Raw genomic sequence first — 8,656 nt, 5'->3', positions numbered from 1 at the left:
GCTGGCCGATGGCTCGCAAGTCGAGCTGACCAGCCACTCGCAACTGGTCTTCGCCGACTTCCGCGACCGCCGCAGCGCCTGGCTGAAGACCGGCGGCGAAGCCTACTTCCAGGTCACCCACGACACCCTGCAGCCGTTCTCGGTGTGGACCGACAACGGCAGCGTGCGGGTGACCGGCACACGCTTCAACGTCTGGACCGACCAGCGCCAGATGCTGGTCACCCTGCTCGAAGGCTCGGTGGTGGTCAGCCCGCCGGACAGCGTCGACGGCAACAGTGCCCAGCTCACCCCGGGCATGCAGGCGCGCTACAGCCAGGGCAGCGAACGCATCGAGCTGGCCCAGGTGGCACCGGCCGGCGCCATCGCCTGGACCGAGGGCAAGCTGGTGATCGACGACCTCACGCTGCAAGCCGCCATCCCGCTGATCAACCGCTACCTCAAGCAGCCGGTGTTCGTCGGCGACGCCACTGCCGCCGCCATGCGCATCGGCGGAATCTACCGCACCGACGACCTGCAGGCGCTGGTGGATTCGCTGCCCAAGGTGCTGCCGGTAGAGCTGAACAAGGACAACCAGGGCCGCACCGTGCTGGCCAGTCGGTACGTTCCGCTCTGACCGGATCGGCGGATAACCCGTTCCGGGTTATTCGCCCTACGTTTGAGCTCGGTGGTACGCCCGTTCGCGAGCAAGCTCGCTCCTACAGCCCCGCCCAGCTGCGGAGCGCTCTTCGTAGGACCAAGGGGGACGCCTAGTCCTTGCTCGCGAAATCCTATGCGCCGGAATTGGCGGTCACCGGCAAACCTCGATGACCGCCGCCCGCCCCTGACCCGCTGCTATTTGCGAGACTTTCGCAAATTCTCTTCAGTTTTCCCCACGCTCATTCGTCTTGATAGGAACGATTCGGATTTGCCGATGATTTCCTGATTCGCGCGCCGTCTCGCCCCGTTGTGCGGCCTGCCCCCTGGCAGGCCGGGTCCAGGAAAAGACGATGCAATCACCCGCTCCAAGCGCCTTTCGCGAGATGCTCAAGCTGCTGCGGCCGCACTGGCTGCCGCTGACCGCCGCCACCCTGCTGGGGATTCTTGGCGGCACGGCGATCACCGCGCTGCTCGCCACCATCAACTACAGCCTGCACTCGCAGGGCGGCATGCCCGCCGGGCTGCTGCTGGGCTTTGCCGGCCTTTGCGCCCTCGCCCTGATCGGTTCGATCATTTCCGACATGGGCACCAACTACGTCGGCCAGCATGTGATTGCGCGGCTGCGCAAGGACCTCGGCAGCAAGATCATCTCCGCGCCCATCGAGCAGATCGAGCGCTACCGCAGTCACCGGCTGATCCCGGTGCTGACCCACGACATCGACACCATCAGCGACTTCGCCTTCGCCTTCGCGCCCCTGGCGGTGGCCCTGACCACCACGCTCGGCTGCCTGGGTTACCTGGCCTGGCTGTCGCCGCCGATGTTCCTCGCCACCGCCGTGGCCATCATCATCGGCAGCGCCGTGCAGTACGTCGCACGGGCCAAGGGCATCAAGGGCTTCTTCGAGGCGCGGGACAAGGAAGACGAGCTGCAGAAGCACTACCGCGCCATCGCCGAAGGCGCGAAAGAGCTGCGCATCAGCCGCCCGCGCCGTTTCCAGCACTACAGCGAACGCCTGCAGGGCACCGCCGACGAGATCTGCGACATCCAGCTGCGCTCGATCAACCTGTTCAACGTCGCCAAGGGTTTCGGTTCCACGCTGTTCTTCATCGTCATCGGCGTGGCGCTGGCCTACCAGTCGCTGTGGCCGAGCACCGACCAGGCGACGCTGTCCGGCTTCATCCTGGTGCTGCTGTATATGAAGGGCCCGCTGGAAGGCCTGATCGGCCAGCTGCCGGTGGTGACCCGCGCCCAGGTCGCGTTCCGCCGCATCGCCGAGCTGTCGGTGCGTTTCTCCTCGCCGGAGCCGAACCTGCTGCTGGCCGATGACGGTCGCAAGCCCCTGGACTTCCAGTCCATCGAGCTACGCGACCTGGCCTACCACTACCCCACCGATGACGGCTCTCGCGGCTTCGGTGTCGGCCCGCTGAACCTCAAGATCAGTCATGGCGAAATCCTTTTCATCGCCGGCGAGAACGGCTGCGGCAAGACGACCCTGATCAAGCTGCTGCTCGGCCTCTATGCCCCGCGCGGCGGCGAGCTGCTGCTCAACGGCGCGCCGGTGACCGACGCCAGCCGCGACGATTACCGCCAGCTGTTCACCACCATCTTCGCCGACTACTTCCTCTTCGAAGACCTGCTCAAGGGCAGCCAGGACATCCCGGCCGAAGCCGGCCGCTACCTGGAGCGCCTGGAGATTGCCCACAAGGTCAGCCTTGAGGGCCAGGAGTTCTCCACCACCGACCTCTCGACCGGCCAGCGCAAGCGCCTGGCGCTGGTGCAGGCCTGGCTGGAGAAGCGCCCGGTGCTGGTGTTCGACGAGTGGGCCGCGGACCAGGACCCGGAATTCCGCCGGATCTTCTACACCGAGCTGCTGCCCGAGCTGCGCGCCCAGGGCAAGACGCTGATCGTGATCTCCCACGACGACCGCTATTTCGACGTCGCCGACCGCCTGCTGCGCATGAGCGCCGGGCAGATCGTCGAGATCGAGGACCACCGCGCCACGGCGCCGCGGGGCGGTTCCGGCCTGGCGATGCACTGACGACCCGGCGGCCCGAAAGGCCGCCCATTCAACGGCTCGTTACTCAGCAACAAAAAAGATCGAACGGATTCTTCCGGTTTTTTCCAGCCGGCGCGTCACATAAAGCTGAATCATTCTTATTAGAACTTGCATTACAAGATCATGCCTTCAAGGTTAAAGGAGCTAACACAGTGAGTCGCACCCGCTACGCGCAGCACACCCAGCATCAGGTGAAACCCCTGGCCCGCCTGGTTCGCGCCACCGCCCTGGGGATGGTCCTGGCGGCGTCCGCCGCCTACGCCGCCCCGGTCCGCATCGACATCCCGGCGCAGTCCCTGGCCTCCGCCCTCACCAGCCTGGGCGCGCAGTCGAACCTGCAGATCGTCTTCAACCAGACCCAGGTGCAGAGCCTGCGCGCCCCCGGCGTGCGCGGCGAGATGGAGCCCACCCAGGCGCTGGAGCGCCTGCTGCAGGGCACCGGCATCAAGTACCAGGTCGAGGGCAGCCGCGTGACCCTGCTGGGCGCCGACTCCGCCAGCGGCGACACCCTGAACATGTCCGCCCAGGTCGTCACCGGCACCATCGAAGGTGAAGACAGCTACGTGCCGCGCACCTCCACCAGCGGCAGCAAGACCGACACCCCGCTGCTGGAAATCCCCCAGTCGATCTCGGTGATCACCCGCAAGCAGATGGACGCCCAGGGCGCCCAGACCGTGACCGAGGCGCTGCGCTACGTGCCCGGCGTCAAGGTGGAAGCCTACGGCCTCGACCCTAAAGGCTTCGACTGGCTGTACATCCGCGGCTTCAACGCCCAGGCCACCAGCGACTACCTCAACGGCCTGCGTCAGCAGAACAACAGCTATGCCTTCTTTCGCAGCGAGCCCTACGCCTTCGAGCGTGTCGACGTGGTCCGTGGCCCGTCTTCGAGCCTGTTCGGCCTGGGTGACGCCGGCGGCATCGTCAACCGCGTGAGCAAGAAGCCCACCGCCAACCACATCAACGAAGTCCAGCTGACCGGCGGCAACCACGACCGCAAGCAGGGCCAGTTCGACCTCGGTGGCGCGCTGGACGATCAGAACCAGTTCCTCTACCGCGTGGTGGGCCTGGCCCGTGACGCCAACACCCAGGCCGAGTACGACGACGGCCACGAGGTCGAGGACGATCGCTACTACATCGCCCCGTCCTTCACCTGGGCGCCGGACGAAGACACCAGCCTGACCGTGCTCACCGATTTCCTGCGTGACCGCAACTCCGGCTCGATCTTCGACTACAGCGTCAACGGCCATACCACCGGCACCCTGCTGGGCGATCACAGCTACAACCACTTCAGCCAGGACCAGTACACCCTCGGCTACGAATTTCGCCATCGCTTCGATGACGTCTGGGAGTTCCGCCAGAATGCCCGTTACGGCCAGGTCGACCTGATCTTCGCCAACCTGCTGCCGCAGGCCCAGGTCGGGCGCAACATCATCCGCACCGCGGACCGTTTCGACCAGCACATGGACACCTTCAACCTGGACAACCAGTTGCAGGCCAACTTCGACACCGGCTCGATCAAGCACACCCTGCTGATGGGCGTCGACTACAGCTGGCAGGACGCCGACATTGCGCGCTGGCGCACCCTCGGCCCGTCGCTGAACCTGGATAACCCGGTTTACGGGCAGAGCGTGCAGCGTCCGAACAAGGACACCACCCTCCCCGGCCAGGCCATCGACTACAACCAGAACATCGAGCAGGTCGGCGCCTACCTGCAGGACCAGGTCAAGTTCGACGACCACTGGATCCTCACCGCCGGCGGCCGCTACGACTACGTGCGCAACGACCTGGACAGCCACACCGGCGCCCACAGCATGCAGAAGGACAACGCCTTCACCGGTCGCGTCGGCCTGACCTACCTGACCGAGTTCGGCCTGGCGCCCTACATCAGCTACTCCGAGTCCTTCGTGCCCAACTCCGGCATGGGCCCGGACGGCGGCGCGTTCAAGTCCAGCGAAGCGCACCAGTACGAAGCCGGCGTGAAGTTCCAGCCGGACGAGACGCTGCTGATCACCCTGGCCGCTTACGAGCTGACCAAGGAAAACATCCTCACCCCGCAGCTCAGCGCCAATGGCGTGCCCACCGGCTTCAACGAGCCCACTGGCGAGCAGCGTTCGCGCGGCATCGAGGCCGAGCTGAAGGCCAAGCTGGATCAGAACTGGGACCTGCTGGCCTCCTACACCTACACCAAGGCCAAGATCACCAAGAGCAACGACGCCAACGAAGGCAACCGCCCGGCCAACGTGCCCGAGCACATGGCCAACGGCTGGCTGAACTACACCTTCCACGAAGGCGCGGTCGACGGCCTGTCCATCGGCGGCGGCGTGCGCTACACCGGCTCGCTCTACGGCAACAACGCCAACACCTACCACGTCGACAACTACACCCTGTTCGACGCCGGTGTGAGCTACCCGCTGAACAAGAACGTGACCCTCTCGCTGAACGCCCAGAACCTGCTGGACGAGGACTACGCAGCCACCTGCGACAGCCCGATCTCCTGCTACCCGGGCCTGCGCCGCACCGTCATGACCAGCGTGAAGTACAGCTGGTAAGCCAACGGTGGAGGCGGCTCGCGTCGCCTCCACCTGCTGTTTCCGGGCTCCCTGTTCGCAGGGGGCCCTTTGCTGTTTCTGAGGCAGGTTGTTTCCAAGGCAGGCCGCTTCTGAGGCCTGTTGTTTTCTTCGAGTGGAGAAGTCCCATGTCCCTCACCCGTCGCCACCTGCTGCAGGGCCTCGCCATTGGCGGGCTGGCCTGCGCGACTGGCCTGAAGGTATTCGCCGGCGAACGCCTGACGCGGATCGTCGCGCTCAACTGGGTTGCCGCCGAGACGCTGCTGACCCTGGGCGTGCCGCCCCTGGCGATCTCCGACGACCGCTACTACCGGGTGCGCATGCCGACCCTGCCGCTGCCCGAAAGCGTGCGTGACGTGGGGCCGTACTGGGAACCGAACCTCGAACTGATCCAGCAGCTGCAACCGCAGCTGATCCTCAGCGATCCGATGACCCCGACCCTGGAGCGCCGCCTCAAAGGCATTGCGCCTACCGAGCGCGTGGCCATCTACCCGGCCGCCGACGGCGCCTGGCGCGCCACTACCGACTTCATGCGCGACCTGGCGCAGCGCCTGGGCGTCGAACAGGTTGCGGCCGACTACATCGCCGCCGGCGAGCAGCGCCTCGCTGAGCTGCGCGCAAAGCTCGCGGGTCGCGCGCTGCCGCCGGTGTGCGTTGCGGTGCTCAACCAGGATGGCCGCCACGCGGCGGTCTACGGCAAGAACAGCATGGTGCAGGACGTACTCGACCGCCTCGGCGTCGAGAATGCCTGGCAAGGCCCGGTGGGCCCGGTCGGGCTGGCCATGGTCAGTATCGAGCGCCTGGCCGAACGCCCGGACGCGCACCTGGTCTACGTCGATATTCCCACCACCTCGGCGCGCCTGCAGAGCCTGCGCCAACCCAACGACCTGTGGGCCAACCTGCCCGCCGTGCGCCAGGGCCACACCCTGACGCTGCAGCGCTTCTACCCCTACGCCGGCGCCGCCTCGGTGCTCGACCTCGCCGAACGCATCGCGGCCTACCTGGACAGCGCCACGGAGGTCGCCCATGTCTGAATCGACCCTCGGCCTGGCCGCTCCGCGCCGCAGCCTGGGCCTTGGCCCGGCGATCTGTACCCTGGTGCTGGCGATCCTCGCCGCACTGCTGGTATTCCACGGCCTGCAGGGCGCCCTGCCCCGCGAGCTGTGGTGGCAGGCGCTGTGGGCGCCGGACCTGGATGACGTGCGCCAGGTGCTGCTGCACTTCAGCTTCTTCCCGCGCCTGGCGGTCAGCCTGATGGCCGGCGCCGCGCTGGCCCTGGCCGGCACGCTGTTCCAGCAGATCCTCCGTAACCCGCTGGCGGAGCCGGTGACCCTCGGCGTCTCGGCCGGCGCCAACCTCGCCCTGTCGGCCGCCACCATCTTCGCCCCGACCCTGCTGGTGCACGGCCTGGAAGCCGTCACCCTGACCGGCGCCGCGCTGGCCACCGGCCTGCTGTTCGCGTTCGCCTGGGGCCGCACCCTGTCGCCGCTGCGCTTCATCCTCGCCGGCATGGTCATCAGCCTCTACTGCGTGTCGCTCAACGCCCTGCTGGTGCTGTTCAACCACGACTACCTGATCGACCTGCTGCTCTGGCAGGCCGGCTCGCTGAACCAGAGCGGCTGGGACGGCGTGCTTTATCTCGCACCGCGGCTGGCAGTGGCCATGGTCATCGCGCTGCTGATGGTGCGCCCGCTGGCAGCCCTCGGGCTGGAAGACGAAGGCGCGGCGGCAGTGGGCGTGAACCTGCGCCGTACCCGCGTGCTGGGCCTTGCCGTCGCTGTGGCGCTGAGCGCCTTCGTCACCAGTGCGGTGGGCATGCTCGCCTTCGTCGGCCTCGCCGCCCCGGCCATCGCCCGCCTCTGTGGTGCGCGCACGCTCAAGCAGCGGCTGATCTGGGCACCGCTGCTGGGCGCCGCGCTGCTCTGCGTGGTGGACCAGATCGCCCGCGAGCTGTCGCGCTTCGCCGGGGAGATTCCCGCCGGCATCCTCACCGGCATCTTCAGCGTGCCGCTGCTGCTGTGGCTACTCAGCCGCCAGCGCAGCGGCGGCATCATCCCGCGTCCGGCACCGGCAAAGCCGCAGCGCGAGCATCCTTGGCGGCTGATCATCGGCGCAGCAATCCTGCTCGGCCTGCTGACCCTGCCGGCGATTTATTTTGCGGTGGACGCCAATGGCTGGCACTGGGGTGATGCCGGCCTCAGCGACGCCATCGCCCAATGGCGCCTGCCGCGCGTGCTCGGCTCACTGGCCGCCGGCGCCATGCTTGCGGTCGCCGGCCTGCTGGTGCAGCGCCTGACCGGCAACCCCATGGCCAGCCCGGAAGTGCTCGGCGCCACCTCCGGTGCGGCGATTGCCGTGCTGGTGCTGTTCCTGGTGATGCCGCAACCGCAGGCCTATATGGTGCCGGCGGCCAGCATCGGCGCTTTGCTCACCCTCGGCCTGCTGCTGTGGTTCGCCTGGCGCAAGACCTTCAACGCCGAGCGCCTGCTGCTCACCGGCGTGTGCCTGACCACCCTGTTGCACTCGCTGAGCACCCTGCTGCTGGCCAGCGGTGACCCGCGCATGACCGCGATGATGAGCTGGATGACCGGTTCGACCTATCAGGTGGACGTGCTGTCGGCGAGCACCGGGCTGGTGATCGGTGCGCTGATGATCGGTGTGAGTCTGCTGCTGGCTCGCCCACTGGACTTGCTGACACTCGGCAACGGCACGGCGACCGCGCTGGGGCTGCGGCTGCGCCTGAGCCACCTGGCGATCCTGCTCACCGCCGCCGTGCTCACCGCCACCGCAACCATCATCGTCGGCCCGCTGAGCTTCGTCGGCCTGATCGGCCCGCACATTGCCCGCCACCTCGGCGTGCGCCGCGCCGCGCCGCAACTCCTGCTCAGCGCCGTGGCCGGCGCGTTGATCATGGTGGTGGCCGACTGGCTGGGGCGCAACATCGCCTACCCGTGGCCGGTGTCGGCAGGCTTGCTGGCGGCATTCATCGGCTGCCCGTACTTCCTCTGGCTGATGCACCGCGAGCGGCGCGGCTGATCGCTCGGCAGAGTGCGGTTCGCGAGCAAGCTCGCTCCTACAGATAGGCACCGAGCGCTCTTCGTAGGAGCGAGCTTGCTCGCGAACAGCCCAACGCCGGCACACCTCACCGTAGGGCGCGTAGCGCCTGCCGAGGTGTCCGCCAGGTGCCAGGTTAAAGGAGTGCGCCAACGTAGGATGGTGTGGAGCGCAGCGATCCCCATCTTCCGCGCACCAGCAGCATGGGTATCGCTGCGCTCCACACCATCCTACAAAGGGGCCAGACGGGAACGACGGTGAGGGTTAGGATCGTGGCCGCTAATGTGACGAGGGCCGCAACCCTGCCTATCCTCAACCTCGCACCGTCGAGGATCGGCGGGT

The 8,656-nt window shown here is 67.1% G+C and carries 5 protein-coding genes; all 5 read left to right on the top strand.

Annotation, left to right across the window (positions count from 1 at the left end; translation table 11 throughout):
• On the top strand, positions 1–613 hold a 613-nt coding region (locus QO207_RS29340; protein ID WP_301535761.1), incomplete at its 5' end, for a FecR family protein.
• A gap of 373 nt (positions 614–986) precedes the next feature.
• Positions 987–2,675: a cyclic peptide export ABC transporter gene (locus QO207_RS29335; protein WP_301535760.1), complete on the top strand. Its 1,689-nt coding sequence runs from the start codon at positions 987–989 to the stop codon at positions 2,673–2,675.
• Between the two features lie 170 nt (positions 2,676–2,845).
• Positions 2,846–5,242 (top strand): TonB-dependent siderophore receptor, encoded by a 2,397-nt coding sequence (locus QO207_RS29330; RefSeq protein WP_301535759.1) that lies wholly within the window; start codon positions 2,846–2,848, stop codon positions 5,240–5,242.
• 146 nt (positions 5,243–5,388) lie between these two features.
• Positions 5,389–6,294, top strand: coding sequence for an ABC transporter substrate-binding protein (locus QO207_RS29325; RefSeq protein ID WP_301535758.1), 906 nt, complete (start codon positions 5,389–5,391; stop codon positions 6,292–6,294).
• Positions 6,287–8,296: a Fe(3+)-hydroxamate ABC transporter permease FhuB gene (fhuB, locus tag QO207_RS29320; RefSeq protein WP_301535757.1), complete on the top strand. Its 2,010-nt coding sequence runs from the start codon at positions 6,287–6,289 to the stop codon at positions 8,294–8,296. Before QO207_RS29325 ends, fhuB begins: the two co-directional genes overlap by 8 nt.
• The last annotated feature ends 360 nt before the right edge of the window (positions 8,297–8,656 follow it).

The organism is Pseudomonas sp. CAN1 (genome assembly GCF_030462585.1).
Taxonomy (GTDB): domain Bacteria; phylum Pseudomonadota; class Gammaproteobacteria; order Pseudomonadales; family Pseudomonadaceae; genus Pseudomonas.
This window is presented reverse-complemented; position numbering and strand designations above follow the sequence as displayed.

What these genes read in the sequence shown, in the direction of transcription:
- QO207_RS29335 (WP_301535760.1), top strand. Translation starts at nt 987, where the DNA reads ATGCAATCACCCGCTCCAAGCGCCTTTCGCGAGATGCTCAAGCTGCTG.
- QO207_RS29325 (WP_301535758.1), top strand. Translation starts at nt 5,389, where the DNA reads ATGTCCCTCACCCGTCGCCACCTGCTGCAGGGCCTCGCCATTGGCGGG.
- fhuB (WP_301535757.1), top strand. Translation starts at nt 6,287, where the DNA reads ATGTCTGAATCGACCCTCGGCCTGGCCGCTCCGCGCCGCAGCCTGGGC.